The organism is Brucella tritici, assembly GCF_008932285.1.
GTDB lineage: Bacteria > Pseudomonadota > Alphaproteobacteria > Rhizobiales > Rhizobiaceae > Brucella > Brucella tritici.
This window is the reverse complement of sequence record NZ_WBVY01000004.1, coordinates 750,758-774,931: the sequence shown is the minus strand read 5'-3', so window position 1 is coordinate 774,931 and position 24,174 is coordinate 750,758. Positions and strand designations below refer to the sequence as shown.

Below are 24,174 nucleotides of genomic sequence, written 5' to 3'. Positions count from 1 at the left end.
AGCTCGCCGGAATGCCCAGGCACGCAAAGCTAGAGAAAATGCGTGCCCGGTAAAGACGAAACGTGCCCGGCGGGAGGACTGCCGGGCACGCTCTCAATTGTTCAATTAGTGAACAGTGAAGTACTGGTCGGGATGAGCCTGTACGTCGTCTGCATTGGTGTTCACGAGGGTAACGGTATCGCCATTGCCGAGATCGACAACGACATTGCCGCCAACCTGCGTGACACGGTCGGCAAGATCGTCTGCGGAAGCGATATCAAGACCATTGATACCCTTCTGGATTTGCAGAATGTCTTCGCCGGGATTGAAGTCGAGAATGACGTCGTTTCCGCCGCCACCATTGAACAGGAATGTATCGCTGCCATTTCCGCCGATAAGGATATCGTCACCGGCCCCGCCATCGAGGATGTCGTTGCCGTTGCCACCCTGCAGGATATCGTTTCCGTCGCCGCCAAAGAGAAGGTCTGCGCCATTGCCGCCCTGGAGAACATCGTCTCCAGCACCGCCAAACAGCACATCATTCCCATTGCCGCCGCTCAGGACGTCGTTTCCTGCATCACCGAACAGAATGTCATTGCCATTTCCGCCGAAAAGTAGGTCATCACCATTTCCGCCGAAAAGGGTGTCGTTCCCGTTATCGCCGAAGATGGTGTCATTGCCATCACCTCCGAATACGAGATCATCACCGCCATGGGCACGGATGAAATCGTCAAAGCGGGAGCCGAACAACACGTCGTCGTAGGCGCCGCCTTCTAAAGTGGCCATCTGCTTCTCCTTGTGTTCCTGTATGGGGTTTCCACAAGCCGGAATGCTCCGACCATTATGCTCTTAGTAGTCTGCTCTGCATTAATTGGAATTGCAACATTGGTAATTGGTATAATTGCGGCAACTATAAGTAACAAATTATTACCATTAATTTATATTGCAGTTGTGTAAACACAAATATGAAATATATTTGTCATCATTATAATTTCTATTTACGTGATATTTATATTGAAACTAATTCGAAATTTGAACTTTTTTGATTGATGAGGAGTGAATTGAAAATCATTTCAATAAGATGACGCCGCACATGAAATTTCATGCGCGGCGTTTCTGTCTTTTGGAATTTCAACCTATTATCGAGTTTTACTTTGAAATTCTCTGGCTATTAATCTTCGCGGAATGCGCGGTTCAAACTATCTGTGATAGGTGAAACCAAGTAATCGATAGCGCGACGTTCCTTGTGGACGATGATTATTTCAGCAGGCATGCCAGGATAAAGCCGCGCAGTTGGATTTGCTGCAAGTGACGCCGGAGTAATTTCAGCTCTTGCGACGAAGAATGCGGTATCTGTCTTTTCGTCGAGCGACTGATCGGCGGCGATATAGGTCAGTTTGCCGTCGAGCGGTGCCATTGAGCGTTGATTGTATGCCGTCAACCGGATCTGTGCCCCAGCGCCAACCGAGATACTGTCGATATCGCGTGGGCTGATTTTCATCTCAACGACGAGAGGCTCATTTTCTGGAACGATATCCATGATCGCTTCGCCCGGAGCTATGACGCCACCCGGCGTGCGCAATCGAATATTGGCGACGATACCGTCCTGCGGCGAGCGAACCTCCACGCGCCGCATCACATCCTTGGCGGCAACGATACGTTCCTGCACATCCGAAAGCTCGACCTGGCTCGATGTGATCTCGCCAGCGATTTCGGACTGTAGATCGCTTTCGATTCCCGTCAGGGCGAATTCTGCGCCAGCTTTTGCTTGTTCAGCCTTCGCTTTGTCACCGGCATATTCGCCACGATCACCCGCAAGCTGGCTGAGGCGCGTATCGATTTCCGTGAGCTTCGATTTCTGGGCAAAGCCTTTCTCAACGAGACTGGCAATCGCCTTGCGTTGATCGCTGATGAGTTCGATCTGCCGGTCGGTGGCCGCAATCTGCGATGTGGAAGCCTTGGCTTGCTCCGTATATTGCTCGATAGTCTTCTGCTGTATGTCAATCTTGCTCAGTTTCTGTGCAAGTCGCTTCTGGAAAAAAATGTTCTCGGCGCGGATGGCGTTTTGCGCGTTTTCACCGCCATCGGCGAAACCTTCCGGGAAGCTGATTTCTTTTTCGCCGGATTGCTCAGCACGCAGACGGGCCAGTTTTGCGATCAGGCCGATACGCCTGCTTTCCAGAGACTGGAGATCGGAGCGGGCCTTGGTGTCGTCAAGCCGGAGCAGGGGCTGGCCGACCTTAACGACATCGCCTTCCTGTACGAGCAACCGATCAAGAATGCCGCCTTCAAGATGGCTGATCGTCTTGCGCTTCGAATCGACGATCACCGTGCCCATTGCGACTGCCGCACTTCCCAGATTGGCAGAATAAGCCCAGGCGAAAAAACCGCCGAAAGCAACGCCGATTGTGGCAAGGCCAGCAATGATGAGGCCGCGCAATGGTGATCTCGTATCCTCTCGCTCCAGATCGAGCGCCCATTCAGGTTTGACGCTTCCGAAACGGGTCAGGGTTTTGTGATCCGAGGATTCTGCACGCGGCGCGAGCAGGCTGGAAACACGACGAGGAATGACCGATTTACCCATCATGCGTTTGCTGCTCCCATTTGCGGGCCGTTATTGGCGGGTGTCAGTGACGCGACGACATCGGTGCGCGGGCCAAACTGTGAAATGCGCCCGTTTTCGAGGACGAGCAGTTTGTCAGCGACCTGCATGATAGACGGCCGATGTGCGATCATGATGACAATCGCTCCATCGTCACGGGCATGCTCGACGGCACGGATCAGGGCGCGTTCACCGACAGCGTCGAGATTCGAATTCGGCTCATCGAGAACGATCAGGCGGGGGCGATTGTAAAGGCAGCGAGCCAGCCCGATTCTCTGGCGCTGACCACCAGACAAGGTCAGTCGACCGTCGCCGACCGGCGTATCGTAGCCAAGTGGCATGCGCCCGATCATCTCGTGCACATCCGCAAGACGCGCGGCTTCCAGCACGCGATGCGGGTCGCTGTCACCCATGCGAGCGATGTTGTCCTTGATGGTACCGTCAAGCAGCGAGACAGACTGTGGCAGGTAACCGGCAATCTCGCCGAACGAACCGCGTTCCCAGAGATAAACGTTATTGCCGTCGAGGAAAACGCCGCCTGACGTGGGTTTGACGATGCCGATCAGCAGACGGGCAAGCGTCGACTTGCCTGCTGCCGAAGGACCGACGACGCCGAGCACTTCACCTGGGGAAATCGAGAACGAAATGCCCTTGATGATCGGAACATCGACGCCTGGAGCAGCATAGATCAGCTTGTCGATTACGAGATCGCCATTGGGGCGTGGTGTCGGCATGGTCTGTCGAACGGCCAGATTTTCCGAAAGCAGGGATTGGACACGCTTCCAGCTCGCAATAGCGCTGACCCACTGACGCCAGTTTTCGACGATTCGATCGAACGGCATCAGCAAGCGACCGATGATGATGCTGGTCGCAATCATCGCGCCGGGGGTGATTTCCTGTTGCATGGCAAGTAATGTGCCAATGCCGAGCGATCCGATCTGGATGATGAAACGCGCTGTGCGGGCAATTGAGGAGAGGGCGCGGGCGCGTGTCCCGCCAAGGTCGAGCACCTCCAGCGCCTGAACCTGCATCGTGCGCCAGCGACGCGCGAGTGCCGGAAGCATGCCCATGGCTTCAATGACTTCGGCGTGGCGCAAGCTGCTGCCGATTTTGGAAACCGCTTCGATATTCGCTTGATTCGCCTCCTGAATCAGATTCCGGGTCAGGAGGTCGGTCAGCAGGCCGCACGCGACCAGGATAATCACGGCGACCAGGCCGATCACACCCAGCATCGGGTGAAGCAAGAACAAAACGCCAAGAAAGATAGGCGACCACGCCGCATCAAGCGGAGCATTGATGGCAGGCGACGTAAGGAAACTGCGCAGCTCATTGAGGTCGCGAAGCGTCTGTGTCGCTTTCGGCATGCCCTGATTCACGGAGGCCTGTACCGCTGCTGTCAGAACCGCGAGGTTAAGGCGGCGGACAAGCGCGCTGCCCATGGCCTGGAAGGAAAGCGAGCGGATATATTCCAGAACGCCGAACACCAGCATGGCGCCGATGGCGAGCACCGTCAGCATGGTGAGCGTGTCCATGCTTCGGCTGTTCAGCACCCTATCATGAACCTGCAACATATAGAGAGGTACAGTGAGTTGTAGCAAATTGATACAGGCGCTCAGCAGCACCGCATAAAGTAGTCCCGACAGGAAAACGCGGCGGGCCTTGAAAATCAGGCCTTTGGGCGTAGTTACCGAATCGTCTTGCCCCTTTTTGTGCGCAGGGCTCTTGCCAATCGATTTGAATTCGCGAGTATCATTCATACGCTATCTGCCTTGGAATGGTCACAGGTGGCGGATATCCCTAAAAACTGTGTGCTAGTTCTCAAGATCAGTAAAGTAATACTGCAGAGAATGTGACAGAAAAAAGGTTCTTACGGCGGGGAAATGCGAAAGGAGCAAAGAAAATATAACTGCAAATTTCTTCAAAATTTGAAGTAAAATTGAAAATGGAGAGCAAAAGATGCAAAAACTTCTACACGAGGGAGTGGAAGTCGAAACATCAGTCGATGGCTTTACTGCCGTTGATTTTCCTGAAGTTACCGCCGAAAAACAGGAACGCAGACATCCGGTCCATACAGTCGTTATCACGCATTTCGAACTGGCCCGGATGATAGAACGAGTGAACCGCCGCTTTGTGAGCTTGCTGAAAACCGAGTTGACGAAGTTAGGTGTGGAAGATATCGGTCCGGCCCAGACTTTGGTTCTGATGGCTATCGGCGATGTCGAGCTCACTGTGGGTGAACTATTGGATCGCGGACATTACGTCGGTTCCAACATTTCCTATTATCTTAAACAGCTTACCGATGGTGGGTATGTTGATCGCGTCGCCTCGCAGAGGGACAAACGGTCGGCCCGTATCCGCCTGACGGACAAGGGTGAGCGGCTGTGTGCAAGCTTGCGGAATGCAAGCAGGGCCTACAACCATATCCTTACCCGGGATGATGACGATCTCAGAAATCTCGAGATTGCCTATCAGACTCTGCACAGACTGGAACTCGTGTGGGGTAACGCCGCACGATTTGGCATTTGATGTGTTGCGATGCTTTTCGGCCGCTAGCCGAGCACGTTTCGTAACATGCGTATAGCATTTGTGCACAGGCGTGGTTTCGGCCAGTTCGCTGCGCTAGCCGAAAATCTGGCTACCAGCGGACATGATGTAAGCCTGATCTGCGAGACAGTGGACCGTCGCCTCCCAGCGGTCCGCGTCATCCGCCACAGAGTGGAATCTGGTCCTCGCACAGGCGGTGCGATGGCCAGATATCTTGAAGTACCCGATCATCACACGAGGATCGGGTACCGTGTGGCCGAAACCCTGGAAACCATGGCTCGTCAGGGGCAGGCACCCGATATCGTCGTCGGTCATATTGGTTGGGGCAGCATGATGTTCGTCAAGGACGTACTGCCCTCAGTGCCTGCACTCGGCTACTGCGAGTTCTTCTATCGCGCTAATGGTGCGGATGTAGGCTTTGCGCCGGGCGACAGGCCGGACATCGAAACACGGAAGCGTCTGCGTCTGCGCAACACGGCGCAGCTCGTCACCCTTGAGGCAATTGACGGTGGGCTTAGCCCGACACATTGGCAGAAAAGTCTCTACCCGCGTTCCGTGCAGAATCGCATCGCTGTCGTGCATGAAGGGGTGGATACGAAACTTTTCTATCCAGACCGTCACGCCACGATTCAGTTGCCCGATGGACGAACGCTTAAGGCAGGAGAATCGCGCGTGATTACATTCGTTGCGCGCGATCTCGAACCCTATCGCGGTTTTCCCCAAGCGCTTGAAGCTGCAGCCAAGGTCATTCGGCAGAACGGCGATGCGATCTTCGTATTTGTTGGCGGCGATGGCGTCAGCTACGGGACGCCACCGCCCGGTGGCGGATCGTGGCGCGAGCATCTGGTCAAGAATTTCGATCTGCCGCCGGATCGTATCGTGTTCGCAGGTACAATTCCGCATGCCCAGTTGCGCAAACTTTATCAGATATCGACGGCCCATATCTATTTGACTTACCCGTTCGTCCTGTCCTGGTCGGTCGTGGAAGCGATGGCCTGCGGCGCGCTTGTCATCGGTTCGGATACGCCGCCTGTGCGGGAAGTGATCCGCTCCGGTCAAAACGGGCTGCTCGTACCGTTTTTTGAGCCGGATGTACTGGCGGAAGTGATCATGAATGTCCTTCGCGATCCCGATGTATGCCTTCAGATGCGGGCAGCGGCGCGCCGGACCGTCGAAAATCGGTTCAGGTTGTCGGATTGTTTACAGCAGCAAAAAACCTTGATCGATGCAGTATTGAATGGAAGATGACCAGTATGTGGCGATAATCGGGCGCTCCAACGCTGATGATTAAATATAAAATCCCGTATTTCTGCGTGTTTACGCTGTATGTGCAATATACATGAACATTATTTCAAAATTTGAATTAAAATTGTTCCAAATATTTGCAATATTATCATATAGTTGATGCTATAAGTCTGTTGACAATACATAGTCTGTATTTTCTCATTGTAAGTGCAGGCCGAGACTCCCAAGTCGGCCATCACACAATGGATGATTATGTTGAGCACACCACTTCCTGCGATCTCGGCGCGGAAATCCCGCCGATATGCCATTGCTTCGATGCGTGATCGTGAAGCGCTGGAAGCGACGTCTCTGGGCGAGCTGACCACCTTTGTCGAAGGTGATGGAAAACGTCTTCGACTGGCGAACACATTTCCGCTCATCGCGGTTGCCGCTTCGCAAGAGGGCGAGAACGAGCTGAAGACGATTCTGCAGCAGGTTTATCGTCTAAGCACCATTCCGGAACTTCCTGTTGTCCGTATCGACGATGCGACGCCTGAAACAGTTCCTTTGCTGGTTACGCAATTGCTCGAGAGCAGTCTGGATCGTCTCGTCGGTCACGTCAGCAAAGTTCACACAGAGCTTGCGATGCTGCGTCGCGAGCGTGAAACCATGTTTGAAAACTACCGGGCAATCGAGGATGCATTTCACGCACGCAACTGGGATTCCTCAACAGAGATATTCAGTCATTCTCCTCTGGTTGACCCGAAGGATGAAGGCTTTGCACGCCTGCTGCGCGAATCGGAGATCGAACAACTTTTTCCGGTTTCGAGTTATGCAGTTTCCGGCTTTGCCCTGCATTTCCGTGATTTGCCTGCCAATCGTAACGGCCAGTTGATCGTTACGCTGGACTATCTTGAAAACGGCGAAGGGATCGCTGAATGGTTGGTACCTTACGGTATGCTGCATCCAGAGTGGAACTTTTTCTCGCTTCCCAAGGCATGTGACGGCAGCCATCGGACATTGCGTTTACGGATTTCTGCCTCGGGCGGGGTTCCTCCGGAATTGTCGCTGGGCAACGTGATCGCCAATGAACGCTACGCGGCGCGGGCGCGCATCCCACATGCCGACCTCGACATGCGCCCGCTGGCATTGCGGATTTTCACTGGCCTGCCGGGCGTTCGTCCGGCATCGCTGCCAAATGCCATCGTGCCGACGGCGCTGATCAATGGTCGCAAGGTCGACGATTACCGTCTGCCGGTCGAATTGCTGCGGAATGTGACCAATGTGTCCGTAACACCCATTACGCCTGACTTTCCCACTGTGCGTTTTCTCGAACATGAAGATGCCATCGGCTGTCACCCGCTTGAGGAGGGCATAACTGCGGCTGCAATCCGCCGTGTGGTCGCACCAGGCACTGTGCGGGTTTCTGCGCGCGCCGTTATCGACCATCCGGAAGGCCAGCCCTGCGCGGTCGGCTTGTTGCTGGTCAATCTGGCTTCGGACGTGAAGGATGAAATCGATGCGATTTCCAATCTCGACCGCCGCCGTCAGCAGGTATTGTTCAGTGGCTGGTCGGAAGTGGCGCCTAGCCGTCCGATCGACATCAACTTTATGCTTGAAGAACCGATCGATCGCACGATGGATCTCATCGTCTTGAGCAAGGCGGCGGCGGACTCGGTGGACTTCTCCTGGCTCAAGGTTTTCAACTTCCGTCTGGTCAAGCACGTCGAGGCGCGCCCCAGTCAGGAATTAGTCGAAGAGGCCGCGAATGTACGATAGGTCCAAGGATTTGATCGTCGTTGCCATGCCGCTTTACGGGCATGCGGCGCTGGCGCTCGAAGCACTGGAGACAGTGCTGGCGTCAGAAACGGTTTTCCGTACACAAATCGTGGTGTCTGTCGATGGCGATCCGCGCCGCGAAGTGTTCGACAGTCTGACGCTTTATGCGGCAGCTCACCCCAATATTCACATCATCTTTGGGGAGAATGCAGGCCCCGGTGGCGCGCGCAATCGCGCTGTCGACTATATTCTCGAAGAGATGCCCGATGTGAAGGCAGTCTATTTCGTTGATGCTGACAACCGTGTGCAGCCGCACACCATCGATACGCTTTATCGAAAGCTTCTGGCGTCGAATGCGGGCTGGGTCTATACCAATATCGACACCTTTTCGGTCAACTGGCGCGCTCATTATGGGGACAGCTATTCGCGCCTGATCCACTGCATCACTGATAATATCTGCGACACGGGATCGATGATTTCTGCGGAAGTTTTCCGCAGCGGTGTCCGTTTTGATGATGACCGTCAAAATGGCTTCGAAGACTGGGAGTTCTGGCTCTCCGCGATTGAAGCGGGTTTTGTCGGCACACCTTGCCACGATACTGGATTTGAATATCGCCTGCGTGCGGAAAGCCGTTTCAAGGAGGCCAATCGCGACCGTTCCGGGTCGATCAGTTTCTTGCGCAAGCGGCACAAGGCGTTGTTTCGGCGCCCGACACTCGTTGGATTCGAGCATGAGGAATGTCCGCGTTATGGCGTCATTCGAGCAGGTGAGGGAACAGTCAGCCTTTTCACCGACCTCAGCCTTGGCACCTCAGACCTTAAATTCGATGATGCTATCCGTGCATTTTGGGGCAGTGTCTCCGAACCGGATAATTTTCACTTTCCGCCATTTCTGGCTTCGTCCAATACCGAGACACTGAAGCTTCTGGCGCGTTCACGACTGTTACCGAATATCCTGTCGCGGCTCGAAAAACTTTCTGAACAGGCCAATATTGTCTTTGTGGAACTTACCAATGTCGAAGACGAGCGGCGGATCGATACCGAGATCATGCCGTCCGGCACGCGCCAACCTCACGCAGACCTGATTTTCGTCTCAACGAAGCTGATCAAGGACATCATCGAAAACGATGCGCTGGATTGGTTTGCATCGTTGGGCACGCAGCAATTGTGGCCCACATCGGCGCGGATGAAGGTTCGCTTTCCGTTTCCTCGCGTGCGTCAGCGCCGGGCCTTGTCACGGCCTGAGCAATCGATGCTCAATCTGGTGACATCGATTGCGACGAGCCCGCTCAAGCAAAGTGCGGCCATGCGCTGGACATGGCGTCCGCGTCGCCTGCCTGCACTTTCTGAAATGTATCAGGTGCTGCGTAACGAGCTTGGCGGTGGTCCCGTTTTGCCGCTTGCGCATAATGCGGCAAGGAAGAAGACGGCTGCCGTTCTGGTGCCAAATGCGTCGTTCGGCGGTGCTGAAAAAGTCGCCTATGCCGCCGGGCGCGAATTGAAGAACCAGGGATTTGAAACTCATCTTTTCGTACTCGGAAATGAGCGCATGGATGTGCTCGACGAGTTCGACCAGTCATTCGATTATCTGCATTTCTGGAAGGACGGCATTCCGGCCTGGGGAGACACAAACCGGTTTCTCGGTCAGGACTTCATCACCGACGACCACCCGCTTGACTGGAGCATCCTGCGCGGACAGCTTTCAGGCTTCGATCTTGTCGTAAACAATCACGTCATGGCGGCGCATCCCCTCATGGGGAAGCTCCGTTCCGAGGGCACGCGCACCGCTTGTTACCTGCATGTGGTGGATGAAACGGTCTTCCGCAGACAGGCGGGGCAGCCCTATGCGGCGATTGCGTTTGAACACGCCTATGATGCATTTCTGACCTGTTCTGATCAGCTGAAAATCTATCTGCACAGCTTTGGCGTTCCTTATGAAAAAGTGTTTTCCGTGCCAAACGGGGCCAGTTTTTCAATCGATACAAAACTGCGTACGCAGGTCACCGCAGCGCGCAAGCAGGGCCGCAAGGGCGAACCGATGCGAATGCTCTACATGGGGCGCCTCGACCGTCAGAAGGGTATCGACCGGCTGCATGACGCTATCGTCAAGCTGAAAGAACAGGGAATTCCCTTCGAAGCGCAGGCAATTGGCGGCGAAATCCTCTCTGATGATCCAAGCGCATCTTGGATGACACGCTTGAAGGATGCGGGTGTGAAAGTCTCGCCGCCGGTTTTCGATGGCAAGGACATCGCGAACCATCTCGCATGGGCCGATGTTCTCTTGATGCCGTCACGCTGGGAAGGTGCACCGCTGATGATTGCTGAAGCGCAGCAGCTTGGCTGCGTGCCGGTTGCCACAGCCGTTGGTGCCGTCGATGAGCTTATCAATCATGGTCGCGATGGCATTCTCATCCGCAATGGCAACGATGCGCAGATTGTCTCCGACATGACGCGCATTCTGACCATTCTTGCGCAGGATCGTGAAGCCCTGATGCGGACCGCTGAAGGTGCGCTCGCCTCTGCTGCTCACCGCACATGGAGTTCGGCTTTCTCCGAATTTACCGATTGGGCGAATGAAATACGCCCCGCTTATCCGAAATCCCGGTCTTCCCAGCCGGATGTTGCAGACGCTGCCAGCACGATTGCCGCTCTTCCCGGCCGTGCAGTTGCCTGATTATACTAGAAAGGTCGACCTATGAGCCGCCCAACCAATCCAAGAATCCTTGTCACGGGCATTCCGAGCCATCTGACGCGCCTTATCCAACGTGCGGATAAAGCGCAGGTCCATTACTCGGAAAAACAGCGTGATTCAGAATCCAGGGATAATTTCATCCAGGAGCTGAAGAACATCAGCAATACGGGCAATTATCTGATCGGCGAAGGCGCGATGACGGCGCTGCTACCGACAGCCAAGCACATTCCGTTCTGGCATCTCTACAATTGCGTGAACAATGGAACTGGTCTCGAAGAGATCAACAAGGAATTCGATATCTGCGTTTTCACTTGCGCAAACCTTCTGCGCAAGGGCTTGTCGGCAGATGCCGAAGCGCTCGTTCTGTCCAAACTCGACATGCCGGTGGTGATGCTTGGTATAGGCATCCAGAACCGTCCTGACATTGAGGGTGAAGACGGCCTGCCAGCGGGCACGAAGAAGCTTTTGGAAGTTCTCAAATCCCGCGAACATTATTTTCTCACGCGCGGTGAAAATGCAGCCGGATATCTCCGTGATCAGGGCTTCTCCTATGTCCGTCCGGTCGGTTGTCCGTCGCTTTATTTCCGTCCGGACAATATGCGCAAGGCGATCAGCCGTCTGCCGGATGTGAAAGTGGGTGAGGGGCGCACTGTCTTCACCGGATATATGGGGGCAGAACTTGAAACCATCGGCGACATGAATGCGCTGAGTTCTGATGATGGCCGTTCAGCCTATGTGGTTCAGGACGAACTTCTGCATTTCGATATGCAACTTGAATCCGATGCCAATGGCCGCGCCTACGATTCCACCACTGGCGAACTTGTCGGTCCACTCACCTACAAGGGCTCGGGTGATCTCAAGAAGAAGATCTCCGTTCACGCCTTCCTCGATACAAATCAATGGCGGGCCTGGTGCTCGACCATGGATTTCTCCTTCGGTCGTCGGTTCCACGGCAATGTTATCTCCATGCAGGCTGGTGTGCCGAGCCTGATGGTCGCCGTTGATGACCGTATGCGGGAAATGCTGAACTTCTCCGGTCTGCCGAAGATCGATGCCCGTGATCTTAATGCAGCCAATGACCGGCGGGCATTCGTGAGCGACCACATCGCCGCGATGAACATTCCCGAAGTCATCGAAAACTACTCGGCGCGCGAACGCAATTTCCGAAGCGTGCTTTCAGAAATCGGCATTGGATAACTCTCGATCCAAGCCGGTCTGAAGCAGGCTTCAGATTCTTGTTACTCGCATGTCTCCCAAAACCGGTTCCCACTTTGGGGAGACATGCCTCAACTCCAGCGAAGATGGATCACCATGCGCATAATGATCACCGGCATTCCGTCATATCTAATGCGGACCGTCGAAAGTGTGTCCGGGGCGACTGTTAAGCATCGCCCCTATTTCGAGCCCATCCGGACCAAGAAGGATGTGATCGATCAGGTCAAGAAGATTGCCAATACGGGCAATTACCTTATCGGAGAGGGCGCGGCGAACGCCGTGCGCGGCCACGATGTTACCTATGTGCCGTTCTGGCATCTGGCTAACAGCCTCAACTCACCGGATACCTATGCGAAGTTGAACGAAAGCTTCGATCTCTGCCTGTTTGCCTCAGCCAACCTTTTGCGTCCCGGCTATGCGGCAACGACGGAATCCTTCGTCTTTGAAAAGCTGAACATGCCGATTGTGGTCATGGGCATCGGTATTCAGAAGAAGGAAAATTTGAAAGCGGAGTTGCCGGAAGGCACGCGCCGATTCCTCGAAATTCTGCGCCGTAAGGAAAGTTTCTTCCTCACGCGCGGGCATTTTACCGAGGAGTTTCTCAAAGATGCGGGCATGAAATATGTCCGTCCGACAGGTTGTCCATCGCTTTACTATGCGCCGGACCAGATGAAGCGCTCGTTGACGCGCCTTGCAGATCCAACGCTGGCCGATGCGCAGAAGATCTCCTTCGGCGGTTATCTCGGCAGTGTGGCAGATACGATAGTCGATGCTCATGCGCTGCTCGAAAAGGATAGCGTTGCGAGCTACGTCATTCAGGACGAAGTCATCGTCTACAATATGAATATGGCTGGCGAAGATCATTCCGAAGCCTATGATCAGGCCGCAAGCCGCATCACTGCACCTGTCGATTACAAGCACATGGAAAAATGGCAGCGCAAGAACGAGTTGCTGGTGTTCTTCGACACGCACAAATGGCGTAGCTGGATTTCCAGTCAGGATTTCGGCCTGAGCCGTCGCTTCCATGGCACAATCATCGGTATGCAGTCCGGCGTTCCGGGCTTGATGATTGCGGTCGATGATCGCATGCGGGAGATGCTGGGTTTTATCGGCTTTCCGCATATTGAGGCGAGCGTCTGGAACCGTGAACCGCAGAAGAAAGCTTATCTGCGCGACTTCCTTTCCAAGATAGACGTACCTGCAGCCATCAACCGCTATTCGGAATGCGAGGCCAATTTCAACGGCGCGTTGAAGGATATCGGTATCCGATGATGAAAAGCCGCAAGAGCGTCAGGGGCAAGAAACCGGCAATCGCAGCCTTGTTTGGTGCTGCGTTGCTAGCTATCGCGCCTATTGGTGCCCTTGCCGATACGCGCTTTGGCGTCAACCGGGTCAATATGGCCTGGCTCAAGCCGGCAGAGCGCGAGAAAATCTTCGATCGGATGGTTGAGAACGGTGTGGTGGCGGTTCGGCTGTCACTCACACGACCGCTCGATCAAAGCATTGATGCGGTGCGTCTTGCACATGAGAAGGGCCTGGCCATCCTACTCGAAATATCGCTCAATAATGCAGACTTCTATTCTGAAGGAACAAAGCCTCGTTCCGGGCGCGGGCGCATATGGGATATGTATCGGCTTTCCGACATATCTCCGGAGCGCTTTCAGCAAGCGGTTGCAGGTGCCTTGCAGAAGATTGATGCGTTGGGTGTACCTTTGGTGGCCGTGGAACCCGGAAACGAGATCAACTGGGGTGCCTATAATGGCGATCTTGCCATCCTGCCCAAGGAAAAGATGAAGACCGCACGCTCTTTAGGCGAGATGGAGGAGCTTCCTCTGGTCGAAAAAGGTGCGGAGAAATACGTTGAACTTTTACGCATTGTCCGGGCGGAGCTGGCAACAACCAGGCACAGCACCAAGGCAAAGGTCGTATCTGCGGGGTTGTCTGATATACCCTTCATTGATGCCGACCGGCGCGGGATAGACACTGTCGAACCAGCCGACTTTACCGATCTTCTCAAGAAGTATGGTCTCGATGGCGCTGCTGACGGCTATGGCATTCACATCTATCCGGGGAGCAGTGGCACGCGGGCAGCACGTGCAAAGCATATCAACGGCGCGCTTTCGTTCTGCGGCGGTGCTGATGGCAAGCCCTGCTGGATCACGGAATGGGGCTTCGCCAATACATCAAAGGCCTGTCCGGCCAATGACAATAATCGCGAACAACTGGTCGAGAAGGCACGCGACCGCTTCCGCCAGATGATGGATAGCGGCCAGATCGCAGCTGCTTATTATTTTGATTGGGATGCAAGCACTTACGGTGTGTGGCGTTGCGGTTCGCTGACGCCAGCCGGTAAGGCTGCAACGGTGACGAAATGAAACTCAAGACTGTAATTATTGGTGGTTCCAACACTGTTATGCTGCCCGGCTATCTGCCGACGCTTCTGTCGACGATGGCGAAACGCGGGGTGGAGCTAGATGTCGTTGCTGATCTTGCGGTCGGGGGAACGACCAGCGCGCTTGGCCTTTATCAGCTCAAGCAGTTTGAACAGCTCGAAGAGTGCGAGCTGCTGCTGATCGAATATGCGATCAATGACGCCTTCGTTTATGGCGATGAAAGGCGACCGTTCCGCCATTGGGCAAGGTTTTACGAAGGGATCATTCGTTACGCGCTTGAGCGCAATCCGAACCTTCGGATTGCAACCCTCGTATTTGGCGCACGCAACGGGTCCTTTCTGAATTCTGTTCCCTCGATTGATGCGGGTATCAATTACATTTCGCAATGGTATGGAACGATCTCAGCCGACGTTTCGCGAATGCTGATGCAGCAATATGGTCGTGATGTCGTCAGTAATCCGGCATTCTATCTTGATCAGGGCCATTATGCGCGCCCTGTTTCGACGACCATTGTTGCGAACTTGATTGCCGATGTTCTCGAACCGGCCTTGTCTGCTCCACATCGTCCTAAAGCACTGCCATTTGCCATTGATCCAGACCACTTCGCCAATGCGCGTGCCCTGAGTGGTGAGCAGTTATGCAAGCGGCTGGGTCGCGTTCCGGTCCAATACAGCAATCGCCGCTTCTCGATCTCGGCGCTCGATCTTGGTGCGGACAGGATGCGCTTTGAGGTTGATAACGGACAATTGCTGGCACTTGGCTATGTCTGCGATCCGCGTATTCCGCCACTGGATGTGGCGATAGGCGGGGAGGTGCATCGCGCGGCAATGATGAAGGGCGGTGTACGCGACGGAACCTACAAATTCCTCGTTTCGATGCTGAGTTTCGAGTTTCTTTATGGCACGAAATTGCTGGATGCACGTGGGAATGTGGCGCTTATCATGTCAGGTGCTGAAGGCGGAGCCGAGCACAAGCTGCATGTTCCCAAAGACAGTGCTCACCACGAGGAGCTGCCTGCGGAACCGGTGCTTCCGATAACCGGCATCCTGTTTTCCGGCAATTTGAAAGTCATGTCGCTGGAGAAGAAAGCTGCGGTAGACGCCGTTCCATCGGAAGCTGCTCAATAGGCTGTTATTCAACAAAAATCTTCACGCTGGCGGCTCGCCCGGCAGCATCAACCACAGTCAGTGTGGAATAGCCGGTGCCATCCGGCAGCCATGTGGCCGTGCGGCGGCGGTTGGGCTCGGCAATGGGTTTGCCATTGGCAAGCCAGCGAAACGGTGCGCGTCCGCCCTGTAATTTCAGCACCAGCGGCGAGGCATTATCGGTCAGGGCTTTCAATTCGACATGCGCGCCATCCGGTGGAAACACGATGCGCGGTGCAGGCTCAATCGTGGCTTTGAGAACCGGCAGCGGATCGCTGCTCGATGAAAAGCGTATCTGCGTTACAGGAAGATCGGCGCGTGCTGTCCGAAATGCGCCAGCAGGTGCACGCGGCAACGGTACGGAAGCAACACCTGAACGTACAAAGGCTTCAAACAGGATGGGCGCTGCCGAAACATAACCGGCAAGGCCCGGCACCGAGCCGCCATCGGCACGCCCGACCCAGACACCCAGCACATAACGCCCGTCATAACCGACCGACCAAGCATCGCGATAGCCATAGGACGTGCCGGTTTTGTAAGCGAGGCCGAGGCGTTTCGCGCCTTGCGGCGGCACGACACCGGCCAGAATATCGCCAATCTGCCACGATGCCTGCTCGCTCAGAATAGGAGCCGATGGCTGAACAGGTTCTGAACCTTCGGTGCCGTCACGAAGGGCTGCCCCTCGCCCGCCATTGGCAAGGCCAGTATAAAGCTGCACCAGATCGCGCAGGCTGATGCCCGCGCCACCAAGGCCGATAGCCAGTCCCGGCGCTTCACCTTTCGGCAATTGCAGATTAACCGCCGCCTGTCGAATACGCGTGGTGAGCCGCGCAGGGCCAATTGCATCGAGCAGGCTGATGGTCGGCACATTCAGCGACATTTGCAGCGCCTGGCGAATGCTGACATCGCCCTGATAGCTCATATCGAAATTGCGCGGACGATAGCCTGCAAAATCCTGCGGGCGGTCCTCAATGATGGTTTCCTGCGCAATCAGTCCCTGCTCGAAGGCCAGCCCATAGATGAAGGGCTTGAGCGTGGAACCGGGCGAGCGCACGGCCCGGGTCATATCGATCCAGCCCTGCCGCTTGCCATCGAAATAATCAGCGGAGCCAACCTCACCCAGAATATTGCCGTTGCGACTGTCGGCCAGCACCATGGCGACCGATACTTTTGGCCCAAGCTTCGCAGCAGCTTCGCGCGCCACAACTTCAAGCCCTGCCTGCACCGACTTTTTAAGCGTCAGATGATGCCGGGCCTCGGTCGGCGCCTGTTTCAAAGCGAGATCGGCAAAGTGAGCGGCCAATGAAGGCAAGGGATGACGCGTCGCGGATATGCGCTCACGCGATGCACGCTCGGCTTCTTCGCTCGTGAAAACATCAGACGAAACCATGCGTTTTAGAACGCGATCCCGCGCGGCAACCGCGTTTTCCATCTCGCGATCCGGGCGGCGGCGCTCCGGCAATTGCGGCAAAGCCACAAGAAGCGCTGCTTCCGATATGGTGAGGCGCAGCGGCTCCTTGCCAAAATAGGCTAACGATGCCGACCGTACGCCTTCCAGATTGCCACCATAGGGCGCGAGTGTCAGATAACGTTCGAGAATTTCAGACTTGCTCAGCCGTCGCTCAATTTGAACTGCACGCGCCAGCTGGCGGAACTTGGAGCCGAAGCTGCGGCTTTCGCGCGGCTCGATAAGGCGTGCAAGCTGCATGGAAAGTGTGGAACCGCCAGAAACAATACGGCCGCTCCCTGCAAGCTGATACGCGGCCCGAAGAAGTGCTGTGAAATCAATGCCGCCATGATCGTAAAAACGCTTGTCCTCATAGGCGATCAGCATTTTCACGAATTTCGGATCGACATCTTCGATGCGGGTATTCAAACGCCAGTAGCCGTCCGGCGTTGCATAGGCACGCAGCAAAGCGCCGTCGCGATCCATAACTTCAGTGGAAATGGTCAGCCGTTCCGGCAAAGGCGGAGGATAGGCGCGGTCGAGCCAGTCAAGCCCGACCACGGTTCCGAGTGCAGCGATGCCGAGAAACGCGGCACCGCCAATCGCTATTTTCCAACGCCTTTTCATTTGTTTGGCCATGATCTTGTCCGAAAACCGGTTCCCACTTTTCGGGATCATGGCTTACGGTGCAGCCACCTCCATCATGCTTGTCGCCGTGCGCGCTGCAAATTGCGGACGATACATATCCTCAACCGTTGCTGCCGGATGGGTGTAAAGACCCGGCGTCACCGCACGCACCACATAAGCGAGCGTAATCGGCTTCTTCTCGCCTGCAGAGCGGTCGAAAGCGGCCACAAAACGATCATTGCGGAATTCGAGATGCGCTGCCTGTGTGCTTTCCAGCCATGGGAAATTGCCAAGATCGGCACTGGAAACAAGGCCCGGATTGTCGATCTCGAAACCGGCTGGCAGCAGATCGGTCACAAGCAGACGCGACTGCCATTCCTGCAGATCGTCGATTTTCAGAACAACAACATAGCGCTCATTCTGATTGACCCCGGTGACATTGGCCGGCTCGCCATCAAGCGTATAATAAGTGCGCTCGATGTTGAAACCTTCTCCACCCGCAGGCAGTGACTGAGCAGGTGCTGCAACAGCCGTGACGACCGCATCAACCGAACCCTGCCCCTTGTTGGTGACGACCAGCGGCTGCGTTTCAAGGGCTGCGCCATTGAGACGCTCGGAGAACGCGCCCTCATGCGCTGTGCCATTGATGTCGAGGCTGATTGCGCCATTGTCATCCTGAAGCCCGCGTGCGGCAAGCAGCATCCATGCCTGATCCTGCGTGCTGAGATAACGTGCCTTTTCGCGCTGGAACTCAACCAGCGTAATCAACGATGGCAGCACTTTCGGCGCAGGCTTGGTTTCCGACGCAAGAGCCAGCATTGCCGCGCCATCACGCAGCGGCGAACCATAATCGGAGCGATTATAGTCGTAGCTGGACTGGCTGGTTGCGAGCTGGAGCGACGCATTGAACACGCGTTCCGAACGCGGCTGATCACCATAAAGCGCTAATGCTGCACCGAGCTGGGCAACGGCCATCGGGCTTGCAAAGTTTTCAAGCTGGGTATCGGCAAAGTAACGCAGATCGCCAACTGAAGCCTTCTTGTTGCGTGCCAGAACATAGAGCGCATAGGCAATGTCGTTGCCGCGTTCCTTGACGTCGGTGGTATAGCCGAGCGCATTTTGCAGATTAGAAAGTGCAGACAGCATCGCCTGCTGCGGCACGTCATAGCCCTTTTCGCGGGCACGCGTCAGGAAGTCGGTCACATAGGCGTCCATCCAGAGATCACCCGATCCCGGCGACCAGAGGCCAAACGAACCGCTTGAAGACTGGTTGTTGAGCACGCGGAAGATGGAATCCTGTACGCGCTTCTTAAGTTCTTCCTGACTTTCCAGACCCGCTGCCGCTTCCGTACCTGCAGCCATTTCGCTCAAATAAAGCAGCGGCAGTGCGCGGCTGGTGGTCTGCTCTGTGCAGCCATAAGGATAGCGGTCGAGCGCCATCAACAATGCTGGCACATCAAATGCGGCACTTCGCGTCACACCAACGCTGACAAAAGCACCATCAAGCAGGCTTTCAGACAGAAGGCCGCCATCGACTCGCACATTTCCGCCATTGGCCGTGAGATTGACGACATGGCGGCTCGTGACCGGCAGATCGACCGGACGCACCGGCAATGCCAAAGCCTGCTCAACATTGAGGCCTGCATCGTTGGAAAGCCGGATCGTCACACCACCCGCACCCGTGGCCACAGCATTGAGTGGAACGGTGATAGACTGCCGTTTGCCACCTTTAAGCGCGATGCTTTCAGGGTAGGAGCCAACCTCAACACCGAGATTATCAGTGGTCTCAAGGCTCACACGATAATCGCCGTCTGGTGCATCCGTATTGGCAATATCGAAGCGGATATTGGCCTGATCGCCAGGGGCCATGAAGCGTGGCAGACCAGCGGTGATGACCACAGGATCGCGGATGATAACATCGGTCACCGCATGGCCAACAGCCTTCTTGGTCCATGCCACCGCCATGACGCGCGCGGTACCGTTGAACTGCGGTATGTCGAAAGTGATTGTTGCCTTACCGTCGCTGTCGAGTTCAACCGGACCGGAGAACAGCGCAACCAGCTTTTCGGTGGGCGGGCTGCCTTCCGCTGCCATATTGCCACCATCGCCACCTGTGCGCAGCTTGCCGGTGACGCCGAGCGAACCATCGATCAGGCGACCATACATATCGCGCATTTCAAGGCCCAGCTGACGCTGGCCGAAGAACCAGTTTTCAGGGTTCGGCGGCTGATAGCGTGTCAGATTGAGAATGCCGACATCGACTGCCGCGACCATGACATAGGCCTGCTCGCCACCCGCATTTTCAACCGAAACCGGGATGGAAAGTGTGGAACGCGGCGTGATCTTTTCAGGCGGGGTCAGCTTGACAGCAAGCTGCTTGTCGGCAGGATCGACCTTCAGCCATTTAAGACCAATTGCACGCGCAGGCATACGGCTTTCAATAGCCTCACCCGGACGGAACAGCGTTGCTGTTACATAGGCGCCCGCACCCCAATCCTCACCCACCGGAATATCGATGGTCGTGCCACCTTCCGGCACGCTTGCGGTGATTGTCTTAAGCAGCTTTTCCGCACCAATGGTGATGAGCAGCTCACCGGCAAAACGTGGGGACACTTTCAGTTCTGCCGTGTCACCTGCCGCATAATGTTCCTTGTCGAGCGCGATTTCGAGCCCGTCCGGTGTTTCGGTCGAGGTTGAGCTGACAAACCAGCCCGCATCGAAATCATAGCTTGTGGCCGGACCCGAAGCATCAGCTGTTTCGATTTCCAGACGGTAACGACCCCAATCGACCGGCAGACTGATTTCAGCTTCGCTATCGGTTGTAAGGTCAATCTTGCCGTTGGCAATCGCCTTGGTGAAAGTCACTGGTTCGTAGTTCCAGCTGTTGCCACTGCGATACCACTGATAATTACGCTCGATCTTGACCAGCGACCATTGTGCGCCATCAAGCGCCTTGCGATCACCCTTGCTGTCAGAGGCGATCAGGCTGAACTTTGCAGTGCCACCCTGCGGAACTTCATCGCCAGCAAAATCCGGGCGAATGCCGATGAGATCGGTTTCCGGCTGAATGGCCACATCGATCTTACGCTCAACCGCACGACCACCGGTTTCGCGCATACGAACGGTCACGGCTGCATTTACGAGACGCGTCGTTGACGGCATTTCATCGACTGTAACCGGGAAAGTCGCCTTGCCATTGTCATCGACTTTTGACAGGCCATCGAGCGGCAGACGCGTGGCTTCGCCCTGTTCTTCATCGGCGAGGCCGAAATAATAGCCCTTGAAGCGGTCCCACTGACGCTTGGTCGAAAGCGTGACTTCGCCTTCAAGCGCAAGACCGGCGGCAGGCGCACCATAGAGGAAACGACCGTCCACGGTGATATTGGCGGTTTCGCCAACAGCGATTTCCGGCTTGTCAGGCGTCAGATCGAACTCGATCCGGTCCGGCACGAAATCTTCAACCAGGAACATCTGCGCGGCAATCGCTGGCTGCTTGGGATCGGTATAGACCGAAACGTTCCAGGTGCCGCGCATGGCGTTCGACGGCAAGGTCAGGTCGATGGCATGACCACCGGCCAGTTTGCTATCGGAAACGAGACGGCGATCTTCCACGCCATCGGGACGCGTAAAGATGAAGGTGAGCGGTAGATCATCAATTGCGGTTGCGGTGTCGTCACGCGCAAGCGCGCCTACATGCACAACTTCGCCCGCGCGGTAGATACCGCGCTCTGTCCATGCATAAAGATCAAGCGCTTTCGGCACAGCACGGCCCGTCACACCACGATCGGAAAGATCGAAACCGGCGCGCGCCATATCGAGGAATGTGAAATCCTCATCATCGCTACTTGCCATCAGCACCGCTGGCACCATGCCGTCCGTGCCGCGTGTCAGTCCCGGCGTAAACGTCGCACGGCCATCGCTGTCGGTGGTCGCTTCGCCCAGCACTTCATTGTTGCGTGCAAGCAGCGTCAGCTTCACGCCTTTAAGCGGCTCTGCGCTTTCCAGCGAACGGGCAAACACGTTGATGCCGTCCTGTCCGGTATAGGTCGAAAGGCCGATGTCGGAAACGACAAACCACTGCGTTGCCTTGGTGCCATATTCATCATCGGACTTCTGAACCAGCGGCTCGGCGGTCAGCACATAGACGCCAGGCTTGCGTTCCGGCAGTGCTTCATCAACCGGGAAACTGGTCGTTGCTTCCTTGTTCAGCTCATTGCCTGCAACCTCGATCTCACCTTCCCAGACAGGCGCACCCATCTGATCGGAAACCGTGCTGATGTCGTAGCTGTCCAACTGGCGCAGGAACTGATAGCCGGAGAGAAGCTGTGCCAGCGAACGGTCGCCGACGCGGTAGAGCTTGACCTTGGCTGTACTCAAATTGACGCTGACCAGCGGAATGCCGCGGCGGGCTTTCGCAGGCAGCACAAAGCTGTCGCCGGTAAAGCGCACCGATGGCGCGCGGTCCTGCACATAGATCGAAAGATTGACCGGAGCTGGCAGCACTTCGCCAACAGCCGATGGCAGACCCTGACGAAAAGTCACCGTATAATTACGGCCATGTTCCAGACCCTCTACGCAAATCTGGCGATCCTTGGCGTCAACGGCTTTTGGCGCGCCATTATCGAGCGTAACGAAGCTCGAATAATCGACACCGCTTTTGACCAGCTCTTCCGAGAACTGCGCGCAGATGCGCGGCGCGGCATTATCATTATCGACCGTATTATTGACGATGCGGAAGCCTTTGCGGGCCTTCAGATCTTCATAGGCGTCACGAACGGATGCGGAATTGACGAGATCAAGGCTCGCTTCATAAGCCTGCAGAGCCGGGCGCGATGCATCGCGCTTTTCGAGTGCCTGCGCCATGACGGCAAGCGCTTGCGCGCGCTCATCCTTGGTGCGTGAGGTCTGGTAGGCAAACCACGAGGCCGACGTCGCATCGCGCTGGAATTTGGAACGTTCCTGACCATTGGACGGCTCGGTCGCAAGCGCTGACAGTGCATATCCGGCCCAGATTTCGCTTTCGTCCGGCGAAATGCTGGCAGCCAGGCGGAATTTTTCCATTGCCGTGCGCGGATCGCCATTCATCCCAGCAGCGCCTGCTTCATTGCGCAGATCGCGCAGGCTGTCGGAGCTTTCAAGGCCGCCGATTTCGCGTTTCAGACGACGGGCTTCGTCAATCAGATTGGCGGCAAAGAACGAGATGCTGGGTGGGGCGCCGATATCTTCAACTTCACGCGCGGCTGCGGATTGCGTTACGACCTTGCCCGCAATGGAGCCAACGGACTGATTGAGCTTGTTGAAATCAGATTTCAAGAAGCACCATTTCACCTTCGGATTATAGGTGAAGGCGAGGCATGCATTATCGCCCAGACAAATGCTTTTGCACTGGTCGAGCGAGACATTCTTCTCCGTACGCAAGTCAAAGCCAAAATAATCGCTATCTTTGGTGATCTCTATCCGCCGGGTTTCGGCAGCCTGTGTCGTGTATGGAACTGCCGACAGACAGGCTGCGACCGCAAAGGCCGATAAAAGCCGGTTGAAACCAATACGCATTTGCATCCCCTCACGACGACCGGTGCCATTTCCAATTCTATTAGAAAAGGCGAAAAGAATCCGGCTCATGTGAAGCCTCACCGCGACAAACTGTCAAGGCGAATAGGGGATATCTACAACTATTAGGATAATTCTAGGGGAAAGTGCGTTCTGCGAGATAATACGTGCATCGCAGAACGTCGCTGGTACTTCAAATGACACCACCATTGGCACGCAATGTCTGGCCGTTTACCCAGCCGCCATCCGGTCCAGCCAGGAATGCGACTACCGCCGCGATATCTTCCGGTGTGCCGAGACGTTCGAGCGGGCTCATTTTGGCCATGCGCGCGATCAGTTCTTCAGACTTTCCATCCAGAAAAAGATCGGTCGCCGTGGGGCCGGGCGCAATGGCATTGACGGTTATGTTTCGTCCGCGCATTTCTTTGGCCGTGATGGCTGTCAGCGTTTCGACTGCGGCCTTGGTTGCGGCGTAGATACCGTAATTTTCCAGTTTCAGGCCAACGACGGTAGTGGAAAAATTGATGATACGCCCATTGTCGCGAAGGCGTTTACCAGCCTCTCGCATGGTATTGAAGGTGCCTTTGAGGTTGACTGCGACAAGATTATCGAAATCAGCGTCTTCAGTCTTGGCAATAGGTGAGAGGGCCATAATCCCGGCATTGTTGACGAGAACATCTACGCCGCCGAACGCGTCTTCGGCGGCATCGAACATTCTCTTTACTGCGGCGGGGTCGGAAACATCTGCCTGTGCTGCTCGCGCAATGCCGCCGGAAGCCTTGATCTTGCTAACCACGGCATCAGCAAGAGCGGCATTGCCTGCATAATTGACGATAACGATAAAGCCATCGCGGCCCAGCCTTTCGGCAATAGCCGCGCCGATACCGCGCGATGCTCCAGTGACGATGACAATCTTGCTTTTTGTATTGGACATTGTCCTCTCCGTTCGCGTGATCTGACTTTGTGCAACCCACAGC

The 24,174-nt window shown here is 55.5% G+C and carries 14 protein-coding genes; 8 read left to right on the top strand and 6 right to left on the bottom strand.

The window, feature by feature from the left end; all coding sequences use genetic code 11:
* Positions 1-105: 105 nt before the first annotated feature.
* From F9K94_RS18160 to F9K94_RS18150, 3 genes are all read right to left on the bottom strand, one after another.
* Positions 106-765 (bottom strand): calcium-binding protein, encoded by a 660-nt coding sequence (locus tag F9K94_RS18160; protein WP_061347851.1) that lies wholly within the window; start codon positions 763-765, stop codon positions 106-108.
* A 385-nt stretch (positions 766-1,150) separates the two neighbouring features.
* On the bottom strand, positions 1,151-2,566 hold the full coding sequence (locus F9K94_RS18155) for an HlyD family type I secretion periplasmic adaptor subunit (protein ID WP_151647438.1): 1,416 nt from the start codon (positions 2,564-2,566) through the stop codon (positions 1,151-1,153).
* Positions 2,563-4,338 carry a type I secretion system permease/ATPase gene (locus F9K94_RS18150; RefSeq protein WP_012092860.1) on the bottom strand — a complete coding sequence of 592 codons (1,776 nt, stop codon included), beginning with the start codon at positions 4,336-4,338 and terminating at the stop codon, positions 2,563-2,565. The genes F9K94_RS18155 and F9K94_RS18150 overlap by 4 nt, the downstream gene beginning before the upstream one ends.
* A gap of 199 nt (positions 4,339-4,537) precedes the next feature.
* On the opposite strand from F9K94_RS18150, the gene F9K94_RS18145 reads away from it, so the two are divergent.
* The 8 genes from F9K94_RS18145 to F9K94_RS18110 all read left to right on the top strand — a co-directional run bounded on the left by F9K94_RS18145 (position 4,538) and on the right by F9K94_RS18110 (position 15,555).
* Positions 4,538-5,107, top strand: coding sequence for a MarR family winged helix-turn-helix transcriptional regulator (locus tag F9K94_RS18145; protein WP_010658636.1), 570 nt, complete (start codon positions 4,538-4,540; stop codon positions 5,105-5,107).
* A 45-nt stretch (positions 5,108-5,152) separates the two neighbouring features.
* Positions 5,153-6,373, top strand: a complete 1,221-nt coding sequence (locus F9K94_RS18140; protein ID WP_151647436.1) for a glycosyltransferase family 4 protein — start codon at positions 5,153-5,155, stop codon at positions 6,371-6,373.
* A gap of 249 nt (positions 6,374-6,622) precedes the next feature.
* A complete protein-coding gene (locus F9K94_RS18135) occupies positions 6,623-8,128 on the top strand; it encodes a DUF6212 domain-containing protein (RefSeq protein ID WP_061347854.1) in 1,506 nt (501 codons plus the stop codon).
* The gene (locus F9K94_RS18130; protein ID WP_061347855.1) at positions 8,118-10,802 is read left to right on the top strand and encodes a glycosyltransferase; all 2,685 of its coding nucleotides are present in this window, start codon (positions 8,118-8,120) and stop codon (positions 10,800-10,802) included. The genes F9K94_RS18135 and F9K94_RS18130 overlap by 11 nt, the downstream gene beginning before the upstream one ends.
* A gap of 21 nt (positions 10,803-10,823) precedes the next feature.
* Complete coding sequence (locus tag F9K94_RS18125; RefSeq protein ID WP_151647434.1) at positions 10,824-12,017, top strand: polysaccharide pyruvyl transferase family protein; 1,194 nt, start codon at positions 10,824-10,826, stop codon at positions 12,015-12,017.
* Positions 12,018-12,131: 114 nt separating this feature from the next.
* Positions 12,132-13,307: a polysaccharide pyruvyl transferase family protein gene (locus F9K94_RS18120; protein WP_061347857.1), complete on the top strand. Its 1,176-nt coding sequence runs from the start codon at positions 12,132-12,134 to the stop codon at positions 13,305-13,307.
* Positions 13,307-14,410 carry a glycoside hydrolase gene (locus F9K94_RS18115; protein ID WP_407922054.1) on the top strand — a complete coding sequence of 368 codons (1,104 nt, stop codon included), beginning with the start codon at positions 13,307-13,309 and terminating at the stop codon, positions 14,408-14,410. Before F9K94_RS18120 ends, F9K94_RS18115 begins: the two co-directional genes overlap by 1 nt.
* The gene (locus F9K94_RS18110) at positions 14,407-15,555 is read left to right on the top strand and encodes an SGNH/GDSL hydrolase family protein (protein ID WP_151647430.1); all 1,149 of its coding nucleotides are present in this window, start codon (positions 14,407-14,409) and stop codon (positions 15,553-15,555) included. Before F9K94_RS18115 ends, F9K94_RS18110 begins: the two co-directional genes overlap by 4 nt.
* A gap of 4 nt (positions 15,556-15,559) precedes the next feature.
* On the opposite strand, the gene pbpC is transcribed toward F9K94_RS18110, so the two are convergent.
* The 3 genes from pbpC to F9K94_RS18095 form a co-directional block, all read right to left on the bottom strand.
* A complete protein-coding gene (gene pbpC, locus F9K94_RS18105; protein ID WP_151647428.1) occupies positions 15,560-17,659 on the bottom strand; it encodes a penicillin-binding protein 1C in 2,100 nt (699 codons plus the stop codon).
* Positions 17,660-17,701: 42 nt separating this feature from the next.
* The gene (locus F9K94_RS18100; protein ID WP_151647736.1) at positions 17,702-23,206 is read right to left on the bottom strand and encodes an alpha-2-macroglobulin family protein; all 5,505 of its coding nucleotides are present in this window, start codon (positions 23,204-23,206) and stop codon (positions 17,702-17,704) included.
* 184 nt (positions 23,207-23,390) lie between these two features.
* Entirely contained in the window at positions 23,391-24,131 is a 741-nt protein-coding gene (locus F9K94_RS18095) for an SDR family oxidoreductase (RefSeq protein ID WP_151647426.1), read from the bottom strand.
* Positions 24,132-24,174: the final 43 nt, after the last annotated feature.